Annotated in this window: 25 protein-coding genes; 13 read left to right on the top strand and 12 right to left on the bottom strand. The window is 72.3% G+C overall.

Translation table 11 applies throughout. From position 1 onward, the window contains the following. Positions 1 to 165 precede the first annotated feature (165 nt). Together ISO16_RS18175 and ISO16_RS18180 are read left to right on the top strand one after the other, a co-directional pair. Entirely contained in the window at positions 166 to 1,299 is a 1,134-nt protein-coding gene (locus ISO16_RS18175; RefSeq protein WP_029546930.1) for a PucR family transcriptional regulator, read from the top strand. A gap of 109 nt (positions 1,300 to 1,408) precedes the next feature. Next, a complete protein-coding gene (locus tag ISO16_RS18180) occupies positions 1,409 to 2,191 on the top strand; it encodes a class II aldolase/adducin family protein (protein WP_006944669.1) in 783 nt (260 codons plus the stop codon). Between the two features lie 41 nt (positions 2,192 to 2,232). Here the strand turns inward: ISO16_RS18180 and ISO16_RS18185 are convergent, their stop codons facing one another. The 5 genes from ISO16_RS18185 to ISO16_RS18205 form a co-directional block, all read right to left on the bottom strand. Then, complete coding sequence (locus tag ISO16_RS18185) at positions 2,233 to 3,459, bottom strand: MFS transporter (protein ID WP_072633903.1); 1,227 nt, start codon at positions 3,457 to 3,459, stop codon at positions 2,233 to 2,235. Further along, positions 3,456 to 3,875, bottom strand: coding sequence for a MarR family winged helix-turn-helix transcriptional regulator (locus ISO16_RS18190; protein WP_029546932.1), 420 nt, complete (start codon positions 3,873 to 3,875; stop codon positions 3,456 to 3,458). The genes ISO16_RS18185 and ISO16_RS18190 overlap by 4 nt, the downstream gene beginning before the upstream one ends. A gap of 125 nt (positions 3,876 to 4,000) precedes the next feature. Then, on the bottom strand, positions 4,001 to 4,708 hold the full coding sequence (locus ISO16_RS18195) for a TMEM165/GDT1 family protein (protein WP_006944658.1): 708 nt from the start codon (positions 4,706 to 4,708) through the stop codon (positions 4,001 to 4,003). 258 nt (positions 4,709 to 4,966) lie between these two features. Next, on the bottom strand, positions 4,967 to 5,494 hold the full coding sequence (locus ISO16_RS18200; RefSeq protein WP_006944656.1) for a hypothetical protein: 528 nt from the start codon (positions 5,492 to 5,494) through the stop codon (positions 4,967 to 4,969). Between the two features lie 181 nt (positions 5,495 to 5,675). Continuing rightward, on the bottom strand, positions 5,676 to 6,299 hold the full coding sequence (locus ISO16_RS18205) for a superoxide dismutase (protein WP_006944654.1): 624 nt from the start codon (positions 6,297 to 6,299) through the stop codon (positions 5,676 to 5,678). A gap of 285 nt (positions 6,300 to 6,584) precedes the next feature. Between ISO16_RS18205 and ISO16_RS18210 the strand changes: the two genes are divergently transcribed. The 3 genes from ISO16_RS18210 to ISO16_RS18220 all read left to right on the top strand — a co-directional run bounded on the left by ISO16_RS18210 (position 6,585) and on the right by ISO16_RS18220 (position 9,113). Continuing rightward, positions 6,585 to 7,688, top strand: a complete 1,104-nt coding sequence (locus tag ISO16_RS18210; RefSeq protein ID WP_072633904.1) for an acyltransferase family protein — start codon at positions 6,585 to 6,587, stop codon at positions 7,686 to 7,688. Between the two features lie 9 nt (positions 7,689 to 7,697). Next, a complete protein-coding gene (msrA, locus tag ISO16_RS18215; protein ID WP_006944650.1) occupies positions 7,698 to 8,366 on the top strand; it encodes a peptide-methionine (S)-S-oxide reductase MsrA in 669 nt (222 codons plus the stop codon). A 150-nt stretch (positions 8,367 to 8,516) separates the two neighbouring features. Then, positions 8,517 to 9,113 carry an Rv1733c family protein gene (locus tag ISO16_RS18220; protein ID WP_006944648.1) on the top strand — a complete coding sequence of 199 codons (597 nt, stop codon included), beginning with the start codon at positions 8,517 to 8,519 and terminating at the stop codon, positions 9,111 to 9,113. A gap of 13 nt (positions 9,114 to 9,126) precedes the next feature. Here the strand turns inward: ISO16_RS18220 and ISO16_RS18225 are convergent, their stop codons facing one another. After that, positions 9,127 to 10,053, bottom strand: a complete 927-nt coding sequence (locus tag ISO16_RS18225; RefSeq protein WP_029546935.1) for an LLM class F420-dependent oxidoreductase — start codon at positions 10,051 to 10,053, stop codon at positions 9,127 to 9,129. Positions 10,054 to 10,423: 370 nt separating this feature from the next. Here ISO16_RS18225 and ISO16_RS18230 point away from each other — a divergent pair, with 370 nt between their 5' ends. Genes ISO16_RS18230 through ISO16_RS18245 form a run of 4 tightly spaced genes read left to right on the top strand, consistent with a single transcriptional unit; the run spans position 10,424 to position 13,241 of the window. After that, positions 10,424 to 10,561 (top strand): hypothetical protein, encoded by a 138-nt coding sequence (locus tag ISO16_RS18230; protein ID WP_206531166.1) that lies wholly within the window; start codon positions 10,424 to 10,426, stop codon positions 10,559 to 10,561. Beyond that, positions 10,561 to 11,547, top strand: a complete 987-nt coding sequence (locus ISO16_RS18235) for a DUF4328 domain-containing protein (protein WP_072633905.1) — start codon at positions 10,561 to 10,563, stop codon at positions 11,545 to 11,547. Before ISO16_RS18230 ends, ISO16_RS18235 begins: the two co-directional genes overlap by 1 nt. Further along, positions 11,544 to 12,317 (top strand): glycerophosphodiester phosphodiesterase, encoded by a 774-nt coding sequence (locus ISO16_RS18240; protein WP_065923220.1) that lies wholly within the window; start codon positions 11,544 to 11,546, stop codon positions 12,315 to 12,317. Before ISO16_RS18235 ends, ISO16_RS18240 begins: the two co-directional genes overlap by 4 nt. A gap of 9 nt (positions 12,318 to 12,326) precedes the next feature. Further along, a complete protein-coding gene (locus tag ISO16_RS18245; RefSeq protein WP_072633906.1) occupies positions 12,327 to 13,241 on the top strand; it encodes a DUF5926 family protein in 915 nt (304 codons plus the stop codon). Between the two features lie 105 nt (positions 13,242 to 13,346). On the opposite strand, the gene ISO16_RS18250 is transcribed toward ISO16_RS18245, so the two are convergent. The 4 genes from ISO16_RS18250 to ISO16_RS18265 form a co-directional block, all read right to left on the bottom strand. Next, positions 13,347 to 14,666, bottom strand: a complete 1,320-nt coding sequence (locus tag ISO16_RS18250; protein WP_442800800.1) for an LCP family protein — start codon at positions 14,664 to 14,666, stop codon at positions 13,347 to 13,349. An 85-nt stretch (positions 14,667 to 14,751) separates the two neighbouring features. Next, positions 14,752 to 15,549: a CPBP family intramembrane glutamic endopeptidase gene (locus ISO16_RS18255; RefSeq protein ID WP_442800831.1), complete on the bottom strand. Its 798-nt coding sequence runs from the start codon at positions 15,547 to 15,549 to the stop codon at positions 14,752 to 14,754. Positions 15,550 to 15,587: 38 nt separating this feature from the next. Next, positions 15,588 to 15,758 (bottom strand): response regulator transcription factor, encoded by a 171-nt coding sequence (locus ISO16_RS18260; protein ID WP_072633908.1) that lies wholly within the window; start codon positions 15,756 to 15,758, stop codon positions 15,588 to 15,590. Between the two features lie 155 nt (positions 15,759 to 15,913). After that, entirely contained in the window at positions 15,914 to 16,210 is a 297-nt protein-coding gene (locus ISO16_RS18265; protein WP_072633909.1) for a hypothetical protein, read from the bottom strand. Positions 16,211 to 16,282: 72 nt separating this feature from the next. Here ISO16_RS18265 and ISO16_RS18270 point away from each other — a divergent pair, with 72 nt between their 5' ends. Then, positions 16,283 to 16,552: a hypothetical protein gene (locus tag ISO16_RS18270; RefSeq protein WP_006944638.1), complete on the top strand. Its 270-nt coding sequence runs from the start codon at positions 16,283 to 16,285 to the stop codon at positions 16,550 to 16,552. A gap of 224 nt (positions 16,553 to 16,776) precedes the next feature. Here ISO16_RS18270 and ISO16_RS18275 read toward each other — a convergent pair whose 3' ends face one another. Together ISO16_RS18275 and ISO16_RS18280 are read right to left on the bottom strand one after the other, a co-directional pair. Next, positions 16,777 to 19,740, bottom strand: coding sequence for a serine/threonine-protein kinase (locus ISO16_RS18275; protein WP_072633910.1), 2,964 nt, complete (start codon positions 19,738 to 19,740; stop codon positions 16,777 to 16,779). Between the two features lie 74 nt (positions 19,741 to 19,814). Beyond that, entirely contained in the window at positions 19,815 to 20,642 is an 828-nt protein-coding gene (locus ISO16_RS18280) for a DUF2470 domain-containing protein (protein ID WP_075288585.1), read from the bottom strand. A gap of 82 nt (positions 20,643 to 20,724) precedes the next feature. Between ISO16_RS18280 and ISO16_RS18285 the strand changes: the two genes are divergently transcribed. The 3 genes from ISO16_RS18285 to ISO16_RS18295 all read left to right on the top strand — a co-directional run bounded on the left by ISO16_RS18285 (position 20,725) and on the right by ISO16_RS18295 (position 23,074). Next, positions 20,725 to 21,429: a hypothetical protein gene (locus ISO16_RS18285; protein ID WP_170914009.1), complete on the top strand. Its 705-nt coding sequence runs from the start codon at positions 20,725 to 20,727 to the stop codon at positions 21,427 to 21,429. A gap of 71 nt (positions 21,430 to 21,500) precedes the next feature. After that, positions 21,501 to 22,415 (top strand): prephenate dehydratase, encoded by a 915-nt coding sequence (pheA, locus tag ISO16_RS18290; protein WP_072633912.1) that lies wholly within the window; start codon positions 21,501 to 21,503, stop codon positions 22,413 to 22,415. Further along, on the top strand, positions 22,412 to 23,074 hold the full coding sequence (locus ISO16_RS18295) for a histidine phosphatase family protein (protein WP_006944632.1): 663 nt from the start codon (positions 22,412 to 22,414) through the stop codon (positions 23,072 to 23,074). Before pheA ends, ISO16_RS18295 begins: the two co-directional genes overlap by 4 nt. Positions 23,075 to 23,149: the final 75 nt, after the last annotated feature.

The raw sequence follows: 23,149 nt of genomic DNA on the forward strand, positions 1-23,149 counted from the left end.
TCCTTTCGTGGCGCCACCGTCCGGCGTGCGCCTTGTCGACGCTCGCACCTTAGCGCGCGTTAGCTCGTGCGGATCGGCAGCGGTGGTCGGGCCGCCCCGCGCCGGAGCTGTCGTGCGGCGACTAGCGTCGACCACGGTAACGCCCGGTAGCGGAGGAGGGGCACCGTGGAATCCGACAGTTCGATTGCCGGGTTGTGTGACGCGGTGATCGCCGACCTCGACGCGTTGTCGGCCGAGGCGGTCGACCGGATCCGCGAACGTCTGCCGACCTACCTGGTGGTGCCGCCGGACGAACACCGCGAATCGACCCGGCAACAGTTCCTCGTCACCCTCCGGTTGCTCGCGGATCGTCCCGCAGACACGCACCCGGCCGGCCCCGAGTTCGAGCGTGCCCGGCAACTCGGCAGGCAACGGGCACTGCAGGGGTTGACCCTTGCGAATGTGATCGAGTCCTTCCACATCGGGTCGCGAGAACTGTGGCGCGCTCTCGTCGAGCACGCGCCGGAGCCCACCACGGAACTGCTGCACGCCGGGGGGCTGCTGTGGGACCTCGTCCATGCGGGGACGACCGCGGTGGCGATGGGACACGACGACGCCACCCGCACGGCGCAGGCGGTACGGGCCAATCGCCGCGCGCTGCTGTTCGAACTGCTCGAGCAGGGACACCCGACGGAGGAGGCCCGAACGCTGGCCGCTGCGCTGGGGCTGGACCCGGACGGGATGTTCCGAGCCGCATGCACGCCGTCCGAGGCGTGGTCCGATGTGCAGCTGCAGGGACTGCAGCACGCGCTGGACGACGGACCGGCGCCGGCGCTGTGCAGCCGACGCGGCACCACGGTCGTCACCGTCTTCCAGACGGTCGCGAGTTCGGTGGTCGTCGACGCGATCCGGCACGTGCGCCCCGACATGTCGGTGGGATTGGGGCTCGCCCGTCGGGGCCTGGAGGGGGCGACAACGAGCATCGGTGACGCCCGGCGCGCGCTCGCGCTGGTGCGGGGCCGGGCACAGACCGCCGACTTCGACGAGTGCTGGCTGCCGGCGATCCTCTTCGAACACCGGGAAGAGCTGGCGCCGATGTTGGCGAAGGGCGCGGAGATCGCGGCCCGGCACCCGCACCTGGCCGAAGCCGTCTCGGCGTTCGCCCAGAGCGGGTTCTCTGCCAGCGCGGCCGCCCGGAGACTGCACCTGCATCCCAATTCGCTCGCGTACCGGCTCGAACGCTGGCAGCAGTTGACCGGGTGGGATCTGCGCACGGTCGACGGGCTCGTCCGGTCGATGGTCGCGCCGGCGCTCTCGTGAAATTGCCGAACAGGATGCCCGAAGTTCGGCTCTGTTGCCGATGGTCACGGGCGAAGCGAAGGCCGAGTATGAACCGGGACACAAGATCGGCCCTCGGGAAGGAATGCTCATGACCGACGCAGCGCAGACAGGTCCGGGGATCGAGGTGCCACGGCCACCGACGTTCGGCTCGGCCGACGAGGAGCGCCTGCACCGCAAGCAGCGCCTGGCCGCAGCGTTCCGGCTGTTCAGTGCATGCGGCTTCGACGAAGGCGTCGCCGGCCACATCACAGCTCGCGATCCCGAGCATTCCGACCACTTCTGGGTCAACCCCTTCGGAGTGCACTTCAGCCTGATCCGGGCGAGCGATCTGATCCTGGTCAACCACGAGGGCGAGATCGTCGAGGGGAACCGGCCCGTCAATCGGGCGGCCTTCGCCATCCATTCCCAGGTCCATGCTGCGCGTCCGGACGCGGTGGCCGCCGCGCACGCGCACTCCCTCTACGGCAAATCGCTGTCGAGCCTGAAGATCGGACTCGAGCCGCTGACGCAGGACGCCTGTGCCTTCTACGACGATCACGCAGTGTTCGACGACTACACCGGTGTGGTGCTCGACGTCGAGGAGGGCCGACGTATCGCCACCGCCCTCGGCGACAACAAGGCCGTCGTGCTCGCCAATCACGGGCTGCTCACCGTGGGTCAGACGGTCGACTCGGCCGCGTGGTGGTTCATCACCATGGAACGGTCGTGCCAGGCCCAACTGATCGCCATGGCCGCCGGCACCCCCCGCCCCCTCGACGCCGCCACCGCGAAGTTGACGTACGACCAGGTCGGACTCGAGTACGCCGGATGGTTCCAGTTCCAGCCGCTGTATCAACGCATCGTCGCCGCCCAGCCCGATCTGCTCGACTGAAGCGGGCCCTGGCGCGGCCGCCCGGCACCGGGCGGCCGGGGTCACGACTCCGGCCCGCCGTCGCGTCCGAGGCGCGTCGCGCCGACGCCCGCGGCGACGAGGCACGCGGCGGCGCCGAGCAGCAGTCCGGCCCGGCCGCCCCACTGTTCGCTGACCCACCCGGCGATCGGGCCGCCGATCGCGGTGGAGCCGAGGAAGGCCACCGCGAACAGCGCCATCACGCGCCCGCGCATGCCGGGGGCCGCGGCGAGCTGCAGGGAGCTGTTGGTGGTGGCGGTGAACGCGACGCTGAGGACGCCGACCAGCACCATCGCGGCGAGCATGAGCTCGAGCGTGGGCGCCACCGCGGCCGCGAGCAGCACCACGCCGAACACCGCGGAGGTGGCCACCACGGCGGTCGTGCCGGTGCGACCCCACGTGGCGACGGCGAGCCCGCCCACGACGGCGCCGGCGCCCATCGCGGCGGTGAGGAAGCCGTAGGTCTCGGCGCCGGCACCGAAGGTCTGCTGCGCGACCACGGGCAGCACCACCTGGAACTCGTACGCCAGGCAGCCCACCAGCGCCATCGTCAGCAGCGGCACCGCGAGTGCCGGGGTCTGCCGCACGTGCGTGAGCCCCTCGCGGAGCTGGCCGCGGGCGCGGGCGGCGGGTGGCGACGGGCGCAGCAGGGACAGGTCCAGGCTCGCCAGGGAGGCGACGACGGCGACGAAGCTGAGCGCGTTGAGCAGGAAGCACACGCCGAGACCGCCGACGGCGATGATCAGGCCCGCGACGGCCGGGCCGATCAGGCGCGCGACGGACGCCAGCACCGACTGCAGGCTCACGGCATTGCGCAGGTCCTCCGGTCCGACGAGTTCGAGCATGAACGACTGGCGGGCGGGGTTCTCGAAGCACTGGTTGAGTCCGAGCACCACGGCGAGGACGTACACGTGCCACAGCTGGACGGCACCGGTGACGGTGAGCAGGCCCAGGATCAGGGCCTGCACACCCATCGCGGACTGCAGGCCGATCATGAGCCGGCGCTTGTCGACGCGGTCGGCGACCACCCCGCCGTAGGGGCCGAGCAGCAGCATCGGCACGGTCTGTAGGGCCAGGACGAGGCCGATCGCGGTGCCGGAGCCGGTGAGCTCGAGCACCAGCCACGACTGGGCGACCGTCTGCATCCACGTGCCGATCAGGGAGACCGCCTGGCCGCTGATGTAGCGCCGGAAGTTGGCGCCGCGGAAGGCGGCGAAGGTCTGGCCGCGCAGGTCGGTGAGGACGGTCATCGGCGCTCCTCCGCGGAGCGACGGCACATCTGCTCGGCGAGCGCTTCGAGCGCCGGCAGGGCGTCGTGCAGGGCGTGGAGCCGCTCGGGGGACAGTTCCGCGAGGTGCTCGGTGAACACTGCGGTGCGCATGCGACGCAGGTCGGCGAACGTACGGGCACCGGCCTCGGTGATGTGGGCGCGGACGACGCGCTTGTCGTCCGGGTCCGGGGAACGGGTCAGGAGTCCGGCGTCCTCGAGCTTGCCGAGCATCCGCGAGAGCATGGTCGGATTGAGGCCCTCGATCTCGGCGAGCTCGCGCACGCCGACGGTCTCGCGCCGGGCGACGGTGGCGAGGATCGAGAACTGGGACCGGGTGAGTCCACCTGCGCCGGCGGTGCGGCGGTCGACGCGGCGCGCGATGCGGCCGAGCGCCACGCGCAGGCGGTTGACGTCTTCCTCGTCGAAGCGGTCGTGTGCGGTCGTGATGCCCACCTCCATTTACTTGCCTATCGGCAAGCATACTCCTGGGGAGGCGGACGCAGGTGCGCTCGCGCGGTGCTCTACCGCTCGGCGGGTTCCTCGACGGCGACGGGGACCCGTGCGACCTCGGTCCGGCGGCGCAGCAGCGCCCGGCCGGTCACGACGGCGAGCGCGACGGCGAGGGTCACCCCGCCCGCGACCGGGCCGGCGGGCGTGCCGGGGGCCAGGCCTTCGCCGAGCATCCAGGCGCCGAACCCGAAGAACAGCGCCGCCGCCGCCAGCCGGATCGCGTTCTCGGGCAGGTGCTTGCCGAGGACGGCGCCGACGACGATGGCCAGCGCGTCGGCGGCGACCATGCCGATCGTCGAGCCGACCCACACGCCGGCCCAGTCGTTGTCCGCGGCCAGGGCGATGGTGGCGAGCATGGTCTTGTCGCCGAGTTCGGCGAGGAAGAAGGCCGACAGGACGGCGAGGAAGGCCGAACGGGTGACGCGGGCGGCCTTGCCCTGCTCGTCCTCGTCGAGGGAGTCGCCGCGCAGCGTCCACAGGCCGAAGAACAGGAAGGCCAGGCCGCCGACGATCGCCATTGCCGAGGTGGGGATCGCGAGGCCCAGGTAGTGGCCCACGGCGACGGACACGAGGTGCACCGCGGTCGTGGCCGCGAGGATGCCGGACAGGACCACCCACCAGCGGTAGCGCAAGGCGAACGTCATCGCCATGAGCTGCGACTTGTCGCCGAGTTCGGCGACGAACACGACGGCGAAACTCAGGACCAGGGCGGACCACATACCGGGGGTTCCTCCTCCTCGCGTGTCGGTGTGGAGGAGGTGGGGACCTTCCTCCGGCCGGGCGACGCGGGTGCGTCGCGGCCGAAGGTCTCGCCCACCGGTGCGGAATCCGGTTCGCCGGGCCGGGCTGAACGCCAGTATGTCGACCGGGCGATTGTGGGCTACTCCCCTTCGCTTAGGCAACCATAACGTGGGCTGCACGAAAAGGCAAAGGCGGCAATAAGTTTGGAAACCCGAACTTCGAGGTGCGGGTTCCGGTCAGGCGGCGAGCAGCATGGCCAGAACCGCGGTGTCGGGATCGCTGTTGGGATCGACTCCGACCCGGCTGACCAGCGACGTCACCGTCCCGTCGGCCTCCGCCTCCACCCACGCGGCCCGGTGCTCGAGGCCCAGGTGCGGCAGCCCCGGCAGCAGCACGCACCCCGACGCCGCGCCCGTGCACTCCGGCAGCGACGGCCGCGTCTCCGACGGCGGGTGCAGCATGATCAGGGCGGGCGGCTGGTGCGCAGCGAACCGGCCCGGTTCCACCGCCTCGTCGCCGATCACCGGACCCTCCGCGAGCACCAGGCCCACCGTGCCCGGCGCGGGGTCGTCGGGCAGTTCCTCCCGTACCCCGAACACCGTCGACGTGGTCAGCAGGCCGGGCAGCGACGCCACCCGCACCGTCACCGCGAGCAGCTGCGCCCATTCCCGCGTGCTCTCCGGCCACCGCCCCGAAACCACGAATCCCCGCAGGGATCCTCCGGTGTGGAAGGCGGCGAGGCCGATCTGTTCGTTCCCACTCATCCCGCTACCTCCTCGGTGTGACGACAGTCGATGACCGATACACGCCGTTGGGTAGGTGAAGAATGACCGTTTCGTCCGCTGGCACACAAGAGCCCCCGAGTGCCAGCCCCGTCGCGCGCCCCTCCGGAACCCGCGAAGGGGATGCCGGAATCCGGCATCCCCTTCGCGAAGTGCGACGCGACTAGACCAGCAGACCGGCGGTCTGGGTGCGGGCGCGGTCGAAGCGGGCCTGCACGTCCGCCCAGTTCACGATGTTCCAGAAGGCCTTGACGTAGTCGGCCTTGACGTTCTGGTACTGCAGGTAGAAGGCGTGCTCCCACATGTCGAGCATGAGCAGCGGGGTCAGGCCGATCGGGATGTTGCCCTGCTGGTCGTACAGCTGGACGATGATCAGCCGCTGGCCGATGGAGTCCCAGGCCAGGATGGACCAGCCGGAGCCCTGGATCGAGTTCGCGTTCGCCGAGAAGTGGTCGCGGAACGCGTCGAACGAACCGAACGCATCGTCGATCGCGGCACCGAGCTCGCCGTCCGGCTTGTCGCCACCCTCCGGCGACAGGTTCTTCCAGAAGACGGAGTGGTTGGTGTGGCCACCGAGGTGGAAGGCCAGGTCCTTCTCCAGCTTGGTGGCCTGCGCCGCCATCGTGCCGTTCTCCCGCGCCTCCGCCATCTTCTCGAGGGCGGTGTTGGCGCCGGCAACGTAGGTCGCGTGATGCTTGCTGTGGTGCAGCTCCATGATCTTCGCCGAGATGTGCGGCTCGAGCGCGGCGTAGTCGTAGGGCAGGTCCGGAAGCGTGTACTCAGCCACGAAGGATCCCTTCTCTTCGGGCCCGGCGGGGCCCGTGCGTGATTTTCAAGTACTTCTGGGTTTCCACCCAAACCCATAAGTACACCCTCTGCAATACCGCCCGCGCAGCCGGTTGTGCGGGGCGGCGGTGGCGGCGGAGGGCGTCGCGGCGGCGTCCGAAAAGGGACCGACGACCTACCTGCGGAAACGCCGGACAATTCGGCCGGCGGGTGAACGGGCCCTTAACATCGTCGGGTGTTTCGGCCCCTCGCGAGCGACGGGACGCACGACGCCCCGGCGCCACGTGTGGACCTGCCCGGTGTGAACCTGCTCCGCACCGTCGCCGTCCTGGCGGTGCTGTACTCGCACATCTCCTTCTATCTCATCGACGACCTCGGCACCGGCTGGTGGGTCATCGACGTCGTGTACCGGGTGCTCGTCGAGGGCGCCGGCCTCAATCAGCACCTGTCCTTCCTCGGGGTCGCGATGTTCATGACCCTGACCGGGTTGCTCATCACCCGCTCCGCGATCCGCGACGAACCGCGGCGCTTCCTCGTCGCCCGCAGCGCGCGGCTGCTGCCGGCGTTCTGGGTTGCGATCCTCGCCGCGATCCTGCTGGTGCGGCTCGGGATCAACGGGATGTTCAGCGGCCAGACCGGCGTCTCCGGCGTCGAGGCCGTGCTCAGCTTCTTCCTGGGCGGGTTCTTCCTGAAGCCCGAGGTCGCGGTCCTCGGGGTCGCCTGGACCCTCGCCGTGCAGATCACGTTCTATCTGTACTGCGTCGCCGCCCGGCCGCTCCTGCGGACCCGGCCCATCGTGGTGCCCGTCCTCGGCGCCGTGGTGTGCATGCTGGTGCTGCTGTACAACCTGTACCTGCCCGAGCCGTACACGGTGCCGTTCCTGTCCAAGGTCGCGGCCACGATGCCGACCGTGTTCCTCGGCCAGATCGTGTACCTCGGCTGGGCGCGGCTGACGTCCCGGCGGTGGCTGATCGTCGCGCTGCTCGCCCAGGTCCAGGTGGTGCACCTGGCCACCGACTACCAGGTCTACTGGGCCGGCAGCCGCTACCTGTGGACCATCGTCGTGGTCACCGCGTGCGTGGTCCTGCTCTCCCGCATCGACGGCCGGTTCGCCCGCTCGCGGGTGCTGCACTGGACCGCCACCCGCAGCTACGCGATCTATCTGGTGCACACGCTGGTGCTCTACCGGGTGTACGAGAACACGGTCGCCCACCTCGGCCGCACCGGTGCCGTGCTCGCCTTCGTGGTGGTGTGCGCGGCCGTCGCCGAACTGCTCTACCGCGGCGTCGAGGTGCCGGCCGCCCGCTGGATCACCGCCCGGTGGTTGTCGCCACGCCCGTCGCCCCAGGTGGCGGCCGAGACGGAACCCGTGGAGAAGCCGCGCGCGTAGCATCGAGGCATGTCCTGGTTCGACGACATCCTCGCCCGTGCGGGTTCGAAGTCGGTGATGGTCACGCAGGAGCAGGCGCTGCCCGGCCGCGCCGAGCCGCTGCCCGTTCCCGACACCCATTACGTCAACGGGCACCGCATCATGCCGCCGTTTCCCGAAGGGATGCAGACCGCCGTTCTCGGCATGGGCTGTTTCTGGGGTGCGGAGAAGGAGTTCTGGGGGCTCGAGGGCGTGTACTCCACGGCCGCGGGATATGCCGGGGGATACACCCCGAATCCCACCTACGAGGAGGTGTGCTCGGGCCGGACCGGGCACACCGAGGTGGTGCTGGTCGTGTTCGATCCGAAGGTGATCTCCTACGAGGGCGTCCTCAAGCAGTTCTGGGAGAACCACGACCCCACGCAGGGCATGCGGCAGGGCAACGACCACGGCACCCAGTACCGCTCGGCGATCTACACGTTCGACGAGGGGCAGATCGAGATCGCCGAGGCCACCGCCGAGAACTTCGGCGCCCGGCTCGCCGCGGCCGGCTACGGCGCCGTGACGACCGAGATCGCGCCGCTCACGCAGTTCTACTACGCCGAGGACTACCACCAGCAGTACCTGGCGAAGAACCCGAACGGCTACTGCCCCGTCCACGCCACCGGGGTGAGCTGCCCGGTCGGCCTCGGCGCCTGACGCCACGCCCCGCGCCGCGCTCGGTCCCGAACGGATCGGCATCGGCGACTTCCGGGTTGTGTGACGTTGGCCGGAACGCCTTGCCGTCGTTAGCTGTGCGTATCACTCTGGAAAGAGGGAGTTGTCACGGGGGAGAGGATCGAGGCCGAGATGATGCGGAACACGAGCGGATACCTGCGGGTCCTGCGGCGGGGGCTGCGCGGCCGCCACCCGCTGATCCGGCGCACCGACCGTGCCGAGGCGCGACTCGCCGTGGCGGTGCTGCTCCTGGTCCTGGCGACGATCCCCCTCGCCGGCTGGGTCGGCGCCCGCACCTGGGACACCCAGTCGGCCCTCGCCGTGCAGCAGACCGCCGAACGCACCCTCGTGACGGCGAAGACGCAGGCTGCGGCCGAGACCACGGACGCCACTGCCGGCGAGCTCACGATGGTGGCCTCCGCGTCCGCGCCCGCCACCTGGGCCTGGGGCGACGAGAAGCGCCGGGGTGACGTCACGGTGGACTACGGCACACCCGCCGGCGCCGACGTGCAGATCTGGGTCGATCCGAACGGCGAACAGGCGCTCGCGCCGCTGAGCGCGACGAGCGCGAAGATCTCCTCGGTCCTGGTCGGGCTTTCGCTCTGGTTCGCCGCGGCCCTGCTCGCCGCCGCGGTGTTCGGCTACGGCCGGTGGCGGCTGGATCGCACCCGCAACCGGGAATGGAGCCGCGAAATCGCGGCCTTCCTCGGTTCCACCAGCAGCCACTGACCGCGCCTCGTCGTCACACTTCCGGCATGACCTCCCGCGCCACCAGTTCGAGGTGGTCGAGGTCGGCCAGATCCAGCACCTGCAGGTAGATGCGCTGCGACCCGGCCTCGGCGTAGCGGGCGATCTTGTCGACCACCTCGGCGGGCGTGCCGGCGAGACCGTTCTCCCGCAGCTCGTCCACCTCGCGCCCGATCCGGGCGGCGCGGCGGGCGATCTCCGCCTCGTCGCTACCGCAGCACAGCACGAGCGCGTTCGAGTACGTCAGCTCGGAAGGGTCGCGGCCGGCCGCGCGGCACGCGTCCTGCACGCGGGCGAACTGGGCCGCGGTGGCCTCCACCGACTGGAACGGGATGTTGAATTCGTCCGCGTACCGGGCCGCGAGGGCCGGAGTACGGCGCTTGCCCCCGCCGCCGATCACGATCGGCGGACCGGAGCGCTGGTGCGGTTTGGGCAGCGCCGGTGAATCGACGATGCGGTGGTGCGCACCCTCGTACGAGAAGGTCTCCCCGACCGGCGTCTGCCACAGCCCGGTGATCACGGCGAGCGACTCCTCGAACTTGTCGAAGCGCTCCTTCAGCGACGGGAAGGGGATGCCGTAGGCGAGGTGCTCCTCCTCGTACCAGCCTGCCCCGAGCCCGAAGTCGACCCGGCCGCCGCTCATGGCATCGACCTGGGCGACGGTGATCGCGAGGGGGCCGGGGTGGCGGAACGTCGCGGAGGTCACCAGGGTGCCCAGCCGGATCGTGGAGGTCTCCCGGGCCAGGCCGGCCAGCGTGATCCAGGCGTCTGTCGGGCCGGGCAGGCCGGCGGAGTTCATCGCGAGATAGTGGTCGGAACGGAAGAAGGCGCCGTAGCCGAGCCGCTCGGCCGTCTGCGCGACGGCGAGCAGGTCGTCGTAGGTGGCACCCTGCTGAGGTTCGGTGAAGATCCGTAGTTCCATGCCGTCGATCATTTCAGTTCGCCGGAGACCGCGTCGGTCTGCGTCGAAGCACGCACTCGCCGCCGACGGTGCGCCGGAAGCCGTGAACCGTGCGCGGTGGTGGTGCAGAAGATGCCTGTGGGGCAACGAATGACGCGAGCAGCCCGGCCGCTCACCGCCGAAATGTTCCCGGAGTGAGGCGATGTGCCGCTGTGGAAACTGAGCCCTCTGTGGATGAAGCTGTGGAAACTGTGGATAACTCCCGGGCGGAGGCGTTTTCACCCGACCCCGCCGGGACGGGGCGAATCGGGCGGGCGGCCCTTCTCCATGGGGCGGGCGGGATCCCCGGTGGTCGCTGCATGCGCCGCAGCGGCGTGCCAGTATTGACGGTGTGAGCTTCCCCGACGTGCCCACCGTCACGGTCGCCGACGTGCCGCCGATCGGTCCCGAGGTCGTGCTGCTCGACGTGCGCAAGGCCGGCGAACGGGATCTCGGGCACGACGGCGACGCCTCGGCGAAGATCTGTTGATGGCCGCCTACCAGATCTGCGTCCGCTGCGGACACCGCTGGCCCGTGTCCTGGCAGCCCCGGCAGTGGTGCCCGGGCTGCCGCGGGCTGCTGCTGTCCCCCGACGACACCGCGGCCCCCGTTCCACCGGGGCGCCGCAACTTCCGCTGGGTGGCACGGCCGCCGCAGGCCCGCTCCGGCCAGGACGGTCCCCGGCCGCGACGGCGGCCGGCGGGCCCGGCTCCGCGCTACCACGAGGTGCCGCGCTGGGGCCTTGCCGATCCTCGCCCGGCCGGCGAGCCGTCGACCCCGTCGCGTGAGGAAACCCTCGCGGATCTCGCCCCGACCCTGCTCGCCGGAACCGCCGTCGTATTCGGCCTCGCCGCCGTCGCAGAGGCCGTCCGCTACGGGCTGCTGCTGTACAACCGCACACGCCTCGTCGACCCGCTCGCTCTCGCGGCGTCCGACGCCCTGGTGTGGGCCACCCAGTTGTGCGGCCCTGCCGTCGCCCTCGCCGCCGGGGTCGCGGCGACGCTGCGGCTGATCCGCGTGCGGCGACGGCTGTTCGCCGCCCGCGGTGCCGCCGACCCGCGCGGCCGGATCTCGCTGCTGCTCGGGTGCCTCGTGCCCGGCGTGAACCTCGCGATGCCCGGCGTCTTCCTCACCGAGATCACCGGTCCCGACGACCCGCGGCTACGGCGAGCAGTGCGCACGTGGTGGGTGCTGTGGGTGCTCGGCGGCGTGCTGTTCGTCGTCAACGTGCTGTGGCGGCAGAGGGACACCCTGCAGGCGCAGGCGGACGGGGTGCTGCTCGCCGCGGTGACCGCCGCCCTCGCCGCGGCCGTCGCCGTCGCGGCACTGCATGTGGTGCGGCTGTTCGACGACGAGGACCTGCGGGGCCGTCCCCGCCGCCTGCCCCGCCGCACCGTGGCGACCGGCCCCAAGTACGAACCCATCGCGCCGATCGAACCGGTCGGCGCGCGCACCGACGAGGCGGTGGCCTCGTGACGGCGGCCGGCGAACCCCGCGTCGTCGCGCACCGCGGGGCCTCCGCCGCCAGGGCCGAGCACACCCTCGCCGCCTACGAACTCGCGCTGCAGGAAGGCGCCGACGGCCTCGAATGCGACGTGCGGCTCACCCGCGACGGGCATCTCGTGTGCATCCACGACCGCACCGTCGACCGGACCTCCACCGGCAGTGGCCTGGTCAGCGAGATGACCCTCGCCCAGCTCGGGGAGCTCGACTACGGCACCCCCGGCGAGCCGGCGCGCCTGCTGACGCTGCGGCAGCTGATCGAGCTGACCCTCGACTGGACCAGCCGGCCCGTCAAGCTGTTCGTCGAGACCAAGCACCCCGTGCGCTACGGCGGGCTCGTCGAGGCCAAACTCCTCGCCGAGCTGGCCCGCTTCCGGCTCGCCACCCCCGCCTCCGCGGACTTCTCCCGCGTCGTCGTGATGTCGTTCTCGGCGGCCGCGGTGTGGCGGGTGCGGCGGTCGGCGCCGCTGCTGCCGACGGTGCTCCTCGGCGACACCTCCCGCTATCTCGGGGGCAGCGCCGCCACCACCGTCGGGGCCACCGCGATCGGCCCCTCGATCCTCACGCTGCGCCAGCACCCCGAGCTCGTCGACAAGGCGGCTGCCGCGGGCCGCGCCACCTACTGCTGGACCGTCGACGATCCCGCCGACGTCGAACTGTGCCGCGACCTCGGCGTCGGCTGGGTGGCCACCAATCATCCGGGGCGCACCAAGCTTCTGCTCGGCGCTTCGCGCGGCGTGTAGTTTTGCGCCGTGGCCAAGAAGAGTAAGAGAAACAGCGGACCCAAGCCCGGCAGCAACCGTGCCGCGAAGCTCGAGCAGCGCCGGCTCGCCCGGGAGGCCGAGGCTGCCACGGTCACCCGGCCGTTCGAGGGTCTCGCCCTCGAGTGCGACCTGGTGGCCTTGCGCGAGTTCGTTCCGTCGGCGGTGTTCACGTTGCCGTTGACCACGCCCGGCCGGGCCGTCCGCGCGGCCACCGTGCTGCCCGGCGCCGTCGCCGCGCTCGCCCGCGAGGAGCGCGACGAGACCACCGCGTACGTCGGGCTGCAGCTCGCCGCCGCCGGCCCCGACCCGGCCGCCGAGCTCGGCGCGGCGATCGCGTGGGCCCGGGAGGCGGAGGCCGGCTCGTCGCTCGCCGTCGCCGAACCCGGACCGGACGAGCCGCGCCTGCACGATCTGATCGACGTCGACGTCGTCCCGGAGATCACCGTGCACCAGGACTTCGACTGGTGGATCCCCGAGGGCGTCGAGGTCTCACCCGACGTCGCGCACACCGTCAAGCACGCCAACGACGCGATCATGCCGTCCGCACGGCTCGAGGGCGAGGGCGTCGTCGCCGCCTGGTGGGTGGATGCCGGTGAGAAGGCGCACCTGCGCTGGGTGCGTCCGGAGGACGAGGACACCCTGATGTCCGCGTTGTCGCGGGTGCACGCCGCGGGCGGACTGCACCTGGGGGAGGGCTCGCGGTTCGCCGGGTCGTTCCGCACCCACGGCCTGCTCGTGCCGGTGTTCGATCTCGACCCCGAGCGGCACCCCAACGAGTGGGTCGGCCCGACCGCCGAGTTCGGTGCCCGGCTCGCCGATGCCTTGGCGGTCGACGCGCCGCTCACCGCCGCCGAGCGGCGCTCGCGCGACGGCCTGCGCAGTCGTCAGGTCACTCTGCGCTGACCCGTCCCGTCGCCGACCCCGGCCCGACCCCGGGCCGAGCGAATGTATCGTTCCGTCGGCCTACGGAGATGAGCGATACATTCGCTCGGCTCGGGGCGAGCGGGCTCACGACGGCGGCGTCAGCAGTTCCGGCGGAATCTGCTGGTCCTGGGCCAACGCGTCGAAGAACGGCACGGCCCGCGACCGATCCCACAGCAGCACATTGCCGATCCCGGAGACGTCCTCGAAGCCGCCGACCGGGACGGTGGCGGTCACCGTCTCGCCGCGCATCGCCCACCCGAGCCGGGCCAGGTGCCACATGTGGTCGCTCTCGTCGACCCGCAACGAGCCGGCGACCCCGGAGGCCAGCGACCACATCCGCACCGGGTTCAGCAGCGTGCTCAGGCCGGTGGCCTTGCTGAGCAGGGCGGACATGAACAGCCGCTGATTGTTCATCCGGTCGAGGTCGGCCAGCGCCGTCGCGCGGGTGCGCACGAAGCCGAGGGCCTGCGGACCGGTGAGTTCCTGGCAGCCGGCCGGCAGGGAGATCCCCGCCAGCGGATCGTCGATGGCCTGCGGCAGGCAGACGTCCACACCCCCGAGGTCGTCGACGATCGAGGCGAAGCCGCCGAACCCGATCTCGGCGTAGTGGTCGATGTGCACGCCGGTGGCGCCCTCGACGGTCTGCACCAGCAGCGCCGGACCACCCAGCGCGAACGACGCGTTCAGCTTGTCCTGGCCGTGGCCCGGGATCGGGACGTACGAGTCGCGGGGGAGGGACACCATCGTGGTGGCCCCGCCGCCGCTGGGCACGTGGATCAGCATGACGGTGTCGGTGCGGTCCGGGCCGGTCTCCCCACCCGTCGCGAGTTCCTGCTCCTGCTCGGTGCTGAGGCCGGTGCGGCTGTCGGACCCCACAAGCAGCCAGTTGGTGCCCGGGGTGTCGCCGACGCGGTCGTCGTAGTCGGCGAGCGCGTCGACGCGGGTGAGCTTGCCGTCGAGGTAGACGGCACCGGCGCCGACGAGGGCGATCAGCACCAGCACGACGATCGCGGTGCGGCGCAGCAGGCGACGGGCGCCGACGGGGCGACGGCGCGGGGCCGGTTCGGGCGCGGGCGGGGTGGGCCGACGCCGCGGCGGCGGGGCCGGCGGTGGGGGCGCCGCGGCGCGGCGCGGCTCGTCGTACGGTTCGGGGGTCTGTCTGGGCGCCCAGTCGCGCTGCTGCCTCGGCGGTTGCTGCCTCGGAGGTTCGTGTGGCGGCGGGGCCGGCCGCGGCTGCCGCGGCGGGGGTGCCGGCGGCCGGTACTGCGGTGTGGGCGCCTGCGACCAGGCCTGCTGCGGGGCGGGGGGACGTCCGTCGCGACGGATGATCTGCGGTCCCTCCGGCGACGGCGACGACGGCGGCGCCGGCCGGCCCATCGGTGCCGGGCGGCGCGGCGGCGGCATCTGCGGAGGCTGATGCGGCGGCCGGGGCCGGGGCCGGGGGTCGGGATGGTCGCCGTTCACGACCTCCCAATGTACGCAGCCCGGGCTAGGGCAGCCAGGACACGTGCCCGCGCAGCGCCTGGTAGCCGACGAATGCGACGCTGTCGATCAGCGCGTGCGCCACCACCAGCGGCCACAGCTGCGACGTGCGCTGCCAGTACCGGCCGAACACCAGACCCATGACGACGTTGCCGAGCCCGCCGCCGAGGCCCTGGTAGAGGTGGTAGCTGCCGCGCAGCAGCGACGAGGCGAGCAGCGAGGAGTTCTCCGACCAGCCGAGCTGCCGCAGTCGGGTGATCAGGTACGCAACGACGAGAACCTCCTCGGCGGCGGAGTTCGCGATCGCCCACAGCACCAGCGCCGGCAGCCGCCACCAATAGTCCTCGAGGGTGCTGGGCGCGACGGTGAGGTTGATGCCCGCCGCCCGTGCCACCAGGTACAGGCCGAGCCCGGGGATTCCTATGAGCGCGGCCAGCCCCACGCCGGGGAGCAGGCCGCGGCGCAGCTGGTCCCGGGCGAAGCCGATCGCCTTCGGGCCGATGCCGCTGCGCCACAGCAGGTACACCCCGAGCGCAGCCCATGCCAGCAACCGGACGATGCCGAGCACCTGCCGGGCCAGGTCGATGAACTGCTGCGACGAGCGGGGGACGTTCAGCGCGACGGTCTGGTCGGACAGCGGCTCCGGTGCGAGTGCGGATTCGAGCAGCGACAGCATCGACGACAGCCCGCTCAGGCCGAAGGTGACGAGCAGGACGATGGTGACCTCGACCCACAGGGCGCGGCGGGCCGTCGGGTCGAGGTGCTCGGCGGGTGGCCGGGGCGGTGGCGTCAGCCAGGTACGGATCGTCACGGTCGCGATTGTGCCGCGTCGTGGCGTGCCTCTCACATCCTGATCTTGATCGCGTCCCGACGGGAGTTGACGCCCAGCTTGCGGTAGATCGAGCGCTGGTGGGTTCGCACGGTGTTCACGGACACGAACAGCGCGGCGGCGATCTCCTCCGCTGTCATCGGGGTGCGGAGGTAGGCGAGTATCTCCCGCTCCCGGGCGGACAGCCGAGCGGCGGGGACCCCAGCAGTCGCGAGCGTCTCGTCGGCCCGGACGAGACGTGCGGTGACAAGGCGGCTCGCCTAGACGAACGCGAGAGCCTGCACGCCGGAGAGGTTGCCGACACCTCGACAGCGCGCTTCGGGTGACGAGCACGGCGATATCACTTCGCCGTCAGTGCCGTGACGACGGGGACGTTCGTGGTGTGCCGCAGCGGATCGGCCAGGTCGAGCGCACGGGCGGACCCGACCGACCTCTCCACGAGCAGGGCGTGCGCCATACGCGTGTAGACCGGCCAGGGGACCCCGTGCTCGTCGCTCGCGGGCACACCGTCGAGCAGTTCCCGCGCACGGGTGAGTTCACGGACGTCTCCCAGCGCAGCGACAGTCGAGGCGAACGGGTGGGCCGCACTCGACGTGCGCTGTCCGGGGTCCCTCCGGTCGGCCGCGGTGAACACCACAGCGGCGAGAGTCCCGAAAGACGTTCGCCCCGATAATCATTCGCATTCGGGCTCAGCGTCTATGCTGTCGCCATGTTGCTCATCGGAATCCTCGTGTTCGGCATGGTCGTCGGCGCCGCGGCCCAGTTGCTGCTGGGCAGGTCGGCGGGGCGGATCGATTGGACCCTCGCCTTCGCTGCCGGGCTCGCCGGGTCCTTCGTAGGCGGGCTACTCGTCAGTCTTCTGGCCGGCGACGGACTGTCGCTACGGCCGAGCGGGATCATCGGCTCGCTCGTGGGGGCGCTGCTCGTCACCGGTGCGGTGGGCTGGTGGCGGGCACGTTCCGCCACGCCGAAGCCCTGACCCTCGGAGTGCGGGCGCGGAGCGGTGTGCAAGCTTCGAACGGGTCCTCGTCGGTCGTTCGTCGGAGATGACATTCCCGTCCATGCCTGGCGGGTCGTCGGTGGGCCGACCACGATGACCTCCAGTCGGCCGCGTCATGTGGCGCGGAGGAGGTAGGGCCGCGGTGTGTTCTTCGGGCGGCTGGGGCAACCCGAAGGACACACCGGCCGCGAAGCGGCCTTTCCTCACCAGAAGTCCAGTGCCTCCGCCAACGCGGTGGACTGCGCGTGGGTGGGCCGCTGCGCGCCGTCGACGGCGTAGACGGTGGTGCCCACGGTCGCGACGACGAGACCGTGCCGGGCGACGCCCATCGGTGGCAGCTCGGACCAGGTGCCGGTGGTCAGGTCGAACGCCTCGACGTCGGCGAGGACGCGGGTGGGTTCCTCGCCGCCGACGGCGACGATGCGGCCGTCGAGGTGGGTGACACCGAGCCCGCCGCGGGGGGTGGGCATGTCGGGAAGCTGCGTCCAGGTGTCGGTGGCGGGGTCGTAGCGCTCGACGGTGGCGACGTTCTTGTCGGCGGCCAAGTCCCGGCCGCCGACGGCGTAGGCGTAGGTGCCGTCGGTGGTGGCGGCGAGGTGCTCGCGCGGGGTCGGCAGGTCGGCGACCGTGCTCCAGCCGCTGCCGTCGAAGACGTCGGTCGCGGCGAGGAGGGTGTCGTCGGCCTGACCGCCGAACACGTAGATCCTGTCCCCGATGGTGACGGCGGCCGCGGCGGCACGCGCCTGCGGCATGGCCGGTAGTTCGGTCCACTGCCCGTCGCGCAGCGCGAACACCCGATCCGACGGTCGGGCGGTGAGGTCGGCGCCCTCGGGCACCCAGCCGCCGAGCACCACCAGCTCGTCCGCGTACTCGACGGCCATCGCGTGGTTGAGCGGGAGGGGGAGATCGGGTCCGACCTTCCAGGTGTCGATGGCCGGGTCGTAGCCCTCCACCCGGGCGGTGGACCCGTTGTTGTCGAGTCCGCCGAACACCCACACGGTGCCGTCGGCGACGGTGGCGGCGGTCTGCTGGCGGGCGGTGGGGGCGTCACGCAGCTGCCGCCACGCCGGCCCGGGCTGGACGCGGCGCGGCGGGATCTGCAGCGCCTCGGTGACGGAGGTCGACTCGGCGTGGGTGGGGCCGGTGGCGCCGTCGATGGCGTAGACGGTGTCGCCGACCGCGCCGAGGACCAGACCGTGCCGCGGGGTCCGCAGGTCCGGCAGCTCGGACCACGTGCCGGTGGTCAGGTCGAACGCCTCGACGTCGGCGAGGACGCGGGTGGGTTCCTCGCCGCCGGCGGCGACGATGCGGCCGTCGATGTAGGTGGCGCCGAGCCCGCCGCGCGGGGTGGGCATGTCGGGCAGGGCGGTCCACGCGCCGGTGGCGGGGTCGTAGCGCTCGACGGTGGCGACGTTCTTGTCGGCGGACAGGTCCCGGCCGCCGACGGCGTAGGCGTAGGTGCCGTCGGTGGTGGCGGCGAGGTGCTCGCGCGGGGTCGGCAGGTCGGCGACCGTGGTCCAGGCGGTGCCGTCGAACACGTCGGTGGGGCGGATCAGGGTGTCGTCGGCCTGGCCGCCGAACACGTAGATCTTGTTTCCGATGGTGACGGCGGCGCCGGCGGCACGGGCCCGGGGCATCGGTGGCATCTCCACCCATTCACCGTTGCGGACGGCGAAGACCCGGTTCGATGCGGTGGCGGTGAGGTCGGGGCCGTCCGGGATCCAGCCGCCGAGGACGACGGGCACGCCGTCCCACGTGACGGCCGTCGCGTGGTTGAGCGGGATCGGCAGGTCGGGCCCGGCCTTCCAGGTGTCGATGGCCGGGTCGTAGCCCTCGTGGGCGAGGGAGGAGCCGGAGTCGTCCAAGCCGCCGAACACCCACACGGTGCCGTCGGCGACGGTGGCGGCGGTCTGCTGGCGGGCGGTGGGCGCGTCGCGCAGCGGGCGCCACGCGGCGGTCGGGGCGACCTCGGTGGTCTCGCCGGCCGCGGCGGTCCCGGCGTCGCCGGCCTGCCGTGTCGCCACGTAGACCGCCGTGGCCGCGACGGCGAGCAGCGCGACGGCGAGCACGGCGAGCAGCACCGGCAGCCGCACGGTTCGTCGCGCGGGGGGTTCGCTCGGGCGGGGTGGGCCGGGCGGCGGTGGCGGTGGGGGACCGTTCGGTCCCGGCGGTGCGGGTTTGACGGGTGCCGCGGTGGCCGTGACGGGTGTGGCCGTGACGGGTTTCGCGAGGGGGTGCCGGCCCGTCGGCTGGTCGTGGAACCGCAGCTCGCCGGGCAGGGCCATGTCGTCGACGTGGCGGCCGTGCCGGGCCTGGGTCTGCTGCAGCTCGCGGCCGAAGTCGGCCGCGGTCGCGGGCCGGCGGGCCGGGTCGACGGACATGGCGTGCTCGATGGCGGCGCACACGTCGTCGGGGATGCCGTGGGGGCGCAGGTCCGGGATGGGCTGGCTGGTGATGCGCAGGAACTGCGCGATGATCTCCTCGCCCGTGCGTCGCTCGAACGCGGCGCGGCCGGTGATGAGGGCGAACATGGCCGCGCCGAGACCGTAGATGTCCGAGGCCGGGGTGGGCGGCTTGCCCTCGAGCACCTCGGGTGCGGTGAAGGCGAGGGATCCGGTGAAGGCGCCGGTGGCGGTTTCGAAGCCGCCGGCGATGCGGGCGATGCCGAAGTCGGTGAGCTGCGGCTCGCCGTACTCGGTGACGAGGATGTTGGCGGGCTTGACGTCGCGGTGCAGGGTGCCGGCGCGGTGGGCGGTCTCGAGGGCGCCGGCGAGCTTGACCCCGACGCGGACGACGTCCCACCACGGCATCGGCCCGTCCCGGCGCACCCGCACCGCCAGCGAGTCGTTGGGGTGGTAGGGCATCACGATGTACGGCCGGCCGGTGGAGGTGACGCCCACCTGGAGGATGTTGACGATGTTCGGGTGGCCGGACAGCCCGCCCATCGCGAACCCCTCGCGCAGGAACCGTTCGCGGTTCTCGGCGTCGAGGTCGGAGGAGAGCACCTTGATCGCGACGGTGCGCCCGAGGGAGCGTTGCCGGCACCGATAGACGACGCCGAAGCCGCCCCGGCCGACGACGAGGGCGTCGTCGAACCCCGCCGCGGCGAGTTCCGCCGCGATCCCCTGCCCCGCGGGGCGGGTGGCTTCCGGATCGAAATCGGCCATGGTTCCCGGCTTTCGGCGTGCGACGCGCTCGGGAGAGTGCTGACTCGAGGATACCGCCGAAGCGCGGGGCCCGATCAGTGCCTCGCGCGCAGCCCGTTGGCAAACGGGCAGCCCACGAGGCGGCGCAGGGCGCGGCTCAGGGACTCGACGTCGTCGGCGGGTTCGGGGAACGGAATCCGGACGTCGTGGTCGCCGCGGCCGGACTCGAGTCGCAGGCGCAGGCCGTAACGGTCCAGGCCGAGAGGCCGGATGCGGCCGCGCCGGTCGTTGACGGGGATGTGCCGGGCGATGCGGTGGACGAGGTCGCCGTGGTCCTGCTCGAGGTGCTGCAACCATGCGGACTCGACGGCCGCGAACGGGTCCGGCGCGGCCGCGAGGACGTCGGCGACCTCCACGGACTCGGCGCCGGTGGTGTCGGCGGCGACGACGGACGTGAGCCGTAGGCGCAGCAGTTCGGAGCGGTGCCCGACGTCGAGCAGCGCGGGGTGGGGCACGGTCGCGGCGATGTCGGCGGCGAGCCGGCGGGGTTCGGCGACGGCGTGGGCGGTGCCGCTGAGCCAGATGAGCGAGCGGACGGGGTTGCGCAGCCGCAGCGGCGAGTGGTCGGTCAGTTCCAGCACGGAGTGCAGGCCCGCGGCGCCGCGCTGCCAGGTCAGCGCAACGGCGGCACAGTCGTCGGGGACGACGACGAGCAGGTCGCCGTCGCTGTGCAGGTGGTGCAGCACCGCGGTGACGGGCGCGGCCCCGTCGGTGGCGAGTACGGCGGAGCCGGTGACAACTGCGGCGGAGCCGGTGACAACTGCGGCGGAGCCGGTGACAACTGCGGCGGAGCCGGTGCGGGCGACGGCGGTGCGGACCGCTTCGGCGGTCGTGGGCGCGGAACGGGCGGTGGTGGCCGGCATCGAATCCTCCTCGAATGGTAGGTGAGGCAAACCTAAGTCATGGTGAGCGGGGTCGCAACACCCCGGCGACTAGCCTGGAGACGTGCCGATCCCGCTCACCCTCGGAATGCCGCCGTCCCGCGAGGAGCCCCGCGGCCTGCTCACCGCCCTGCTCACCCGCCGGCATCCGACCCTCGCCGACGCGCTCGCCGCCCCCGCGCTCGACGCGATCGGCGACCTCGTGGTGCCGGTGTCCACGCTGACCGAGGCCCTCGGGGAGACCACCGGCGCGGTGCGGATCGTCGGTGAACTCGACGTCGCCCCCGACGCGGAGCGCCTGGCCGGCCTGCGCCCGGTCCCGGTCCGCTACCAGCTCGACTGCACCGCGGCGGACCTCGACGACGCGCTCGCCGTCGCGGTACCCGCCCCTCTGACCGTCTACGTCGACGCCGGTGACCTGCCCGTGACGGCCCGCGCACTCGTCGGCGCCGGACACAGCCCCGGCCTGCCCACCGGACGCGACGTGGGGGAGATCGCCGACTTCCTGTCCGTCCTCGCCCACGCCGGCACCGGTTACGTCGCCCGAGCCCGCGACGCCGACGAGGTGCTCGCCCTGCTCGCCGCCACCGTCGCGGCCCTGCGCGGCGACGACGTGCGCGCCGCCCTCGCCGCGCCCGACCCCGGCCGGCTGACCGCCCTGATCCCCGAGGCGGCCGCGGCCGTGCGCGAGATCCTGCTCGCCGTCGAGGTCGACGACCCGGCCGGCGTCGCGCGCGACCTCGCAGCCCTCGGCCTGGCGGCGCGATGACCCCGTTGCCGCGATGACCCCGTTGCCGCGATGACAGGGCCCGGACACGTTCGATGCGTACCCTTCTAGGCGTGCCCCGCATCGCCTACTTCGGCCCCACCGGAACCTTCACGGAGATGGCCCTCGCCCGGTTCGAGGACGCCGGCACCTTCGGCGGCCCGGTCGAGCGGGTGTCGGCCGCCAGCCCGCCCGCGGCGCTGCAACTCGTGCGCGACGGCGCGGTCGACGGCGCAGTGGTGCCCATCGAGAGCTCGGTGGAGGGCTCGGTGCCCCCCACGATGGACGCCCTCGCGGTCGGCCCGCGCCTGCAGATCGTGGCCGAAACCGAGCTGGACGTCGCCTTCACCGTCGTGGCCCGGCCGGGCATCACGCTCGACGAGGTCCGCACCGTGCACGCCTATCCGGTGGCCGCCGCGCAGGTGCGCCAGTGGATCGTCGACCACATGCCGAAGGCCGACGTGGTGGCCGCCTCGTCCAATGCCGGCGCCGCCGAGGACGTCGCCGCCGGCAAGGCCGACGCCGGCGTGTCCACCGCCCTGGCCGGGCAGCGGCTCGGCCTGCCGGTCCTCGCCGACGGCGTCGCCGACCACGCCGGCGCCCGCACCCGGTTCGTGCTCGCCACCCGGCCCGCCCCCACGCCGGCGCGCACCGGCATCGACCGCACCTCCGTGATCCTGCAGCTGCCGAACGAACCGGGCTCCCTCGTGCGGGCCATGACCGAGTTCGCCACCCGCGGCATCGACCTCACCCGCATCGAGTCCCGCCCTACCCGCCAGGAATACGGGACCTACTTTTTCCACTTGGACTGTGTCGGCCACATCGACGACGCGCTCGTCGCCGAGGCGCTCAAGGCGCTGCACCGCTTCGCGCAGGTGCGGTTCCTCGGCTCCTGGGCGGCGGTGTCCCAGCACGGTGTGGCCCCGGTATCGGACGAAGAGGATGCGCAGTGGCTGCAACGGCTGCGGCGCGGGGAGGAAGAGCGTTGAGCGGCCGATTGATCCTGGTCCGGCACGGGCAGACGGTGGCGAATGTCGCACGTCGCCTGGACACCAAGCTGCCGGGCGCCGAACTGACCGACCTCGGCGTTGCGCAGGCCCGCACCCTCGGACAGGGCTTCGCGCAGCAGCCGCCGACAGCCCTGTTCGCCTCGCAGGCCCTGCGCGCCCGGCAGACCGCCGAGCACGTCGAGCTCGCCGCCCGTGTGACCACCGTCGTCCGCGAAGGCCTGCACGAGGTGCAGGTCGGTGAGCTCGAGGACCGCAGCGACGAGGAATCCCACGCGCTGTTCATGAAGGTGTACGAGTCCTGGCACACCGGCGACCTGCGCGACCGGGTGCCCGGCGGCGAATCCGGCCTCGACGTCCTGGACCGGTACCTGCCGGTGGTCGAGTCGCTGCGCACCGACTACCTCGACGACGGCTCGGGGGACGTCGTCGTGGTCAGCCACGGCGCCGCCATCCGCCTCGTCGCCGCGCACCTCGGCCGGGTGCCGGGCAGCTTCGCGACCAGCAACCACCTCGCCAACACCCAGAGCGTCGAACTGGTCCCGCTGCCCGGCGGCGGCTGGGAGTGCGTGCGCTGGGGCACCTTCCAGGCGCCGTTCCACGACACCGGACGCGCCGGCGCCGACGATCCGATGGGTTAGCCCCCACCTCGTCGTCCCCGCGCCGTGGTGCTTCCTGCGCGCGTCCATCGCTCGCGGGGAGCCCCCGAGTGCGCA

It is taken from the genome of Rhodococcus sp. M8 (genome assembly GCF_015654185.1).
Classification (GTDB): Bacteria; Actinomycetota; Actinomycetes; order Mycobacteriales; family Mycobacteriaceae; genus Rhodococcus; species Rhodococcus aetherivorans.